The organism is Pseudomonas edaphica (genome assembly GCF_005863185.1).
In the GTDB taxonomy this organism is placed as follows: Bacteria; Pseudomonadota; Gammaproteobacteria; order Pseudomonadales; family Pseudomonadaceae; genus Aquipseudomonas; species Aquipseudomonas edaphica.
Map to the genome: position 1 here is coordinate 1 of NZ_VBVZ01000967.1, position 1,414 is coordinate 1,414.

At 64.9% G+C, this 1,414-nt stretch carries 1 protein-coding gene and 1 pseudogene; both read right to left on the minus strand.

Going from position 1 to position 1,414, the window contains the following annotated elements:
- Positions 1-763, minus strand: a pseudogene (locus FEM54_RS32540) (ABC transporter permease); the annotation flags it as partial.
- On the minus strand, positions 763-1,414 hold a 652-nt coding region (locus FEM54_RS32545), incomplete at its 5' end, for an ABC transporter ATP-binding protein (protein ID WP_138454279.1). The pseudogene FEM54_RS32540 and the gene FEM54_RS32545, both read right to left, overlap by 1 nt.

Sequence of the window (1,414 nt, forward strand, 5' to 3'; positions counted from 1 at the left end):
GGGAGATGGTCTGTGCCTGGGTCGACACCAACAGATTCTGCCCGGCGAAATACACCCGCAGCGGCTCCACATCAGTAAGGTTGCGTGCGTAAAGACGAAACGCCGGGTACACACGCAGCTCGTTCAACCCGACCTCATCCCCGTCCCAGCCCAACACCGGCACGGCACGGCCATCGCGGTAATCTTCCGCCGCTTCCAGCAAGCCCAAATCAGCAAACAAGCCGTCACGGGCGAAGGCTTCCAACGGCAACACCGCCAGCACCTGCAGGCGCGCGTTGCGGGCTTCGACGCGCCCCGCCATTTGCCGCGCAAAGCGGGTTTCCAGCCAATCCCCAGGCCGCGCCGCAAGCTTTTCGGCTGCGGTGTGGCTCAGCACGATCTGGTCCAGGCCCTTGGGCATTGGCAAACCACTGAGCAACGGGTCACCCGCCGCCGTCGGCAGCATTTCCAACGCCAGCGTGCCCACCTGCGCGGTCGCCGCAATTTGCCGGGTACGCGGCACGGCAAAGGCCACATCGCTGCGCTGGCCAAGCTGCTGGATAAATTCGCGGCTGAATCGGCCACCGCCCAATGGGATAATTTCACGGGTGGCCGGATCGGTCTCCAAGCGTTCGGTCAAACTGCCAACCAGTCCAAATTTCAGGCCGAATAACACCAGCAGCGGCGCGATCACCGCCACCAGCGCCAGCACCGAACAGGCCGACAGCCAGGCGTCATTGCGGTAATCCTGCCAGGCCAGCGAGGCCACCAAGCCGATGCGCATCAGCACACCTCCCCGAGCGTGGCCGTGACGCCGCCATCAGGGTCGCGGCGGCAACCGATGCGCCGTACCTGCAAGCCGCTGGCGCGGGCCAGGGGTTCGTCATGGGTGGCGATCACGCAGGCGGCACGGTGTTCGCGGGCCTGGGCCAGCAACGCCTGCATCACGCGCTCGGCATTCAGTGGGTCCAGCGACGCGGTCGGCTCATCCGCGAGCACCAATTGCGGCGCATGGGCCAGGGCACGGGCGCAACTCACGCGCTGGCGTTGGCCCACCGACAGGTCCGCCGGTTTCTTCGCCAACTGGTCACTGATCTCCAGCTGTTCAGCCAGGCGCGCCACGCTGCCGTCATCCTTCAAACCCAGCAATTGCCGCGACAAGGCAATATTGCCGCGCACATCGAGAAAACCCAGCAGGCCGCCGGTTTGCAGCACGTAACCCAAGTGCTGGCTGCGCAGCGCAGCCAGGGTAGATTGCTGATCGGCACGCCATAGCCCGCCGATATCGGTGTTGTCGAATTCAAACCGGCCCACCTGATCCGGCGCCAACACCAGCGCGAGCAAATCCAGCAAAGTGCTTTTGCCGCAGCCACTGGGCCCGATAATCGCCAACTGCTCACCGGCACGCAGCTGCAAGGCCGGAATCACCAGGCTG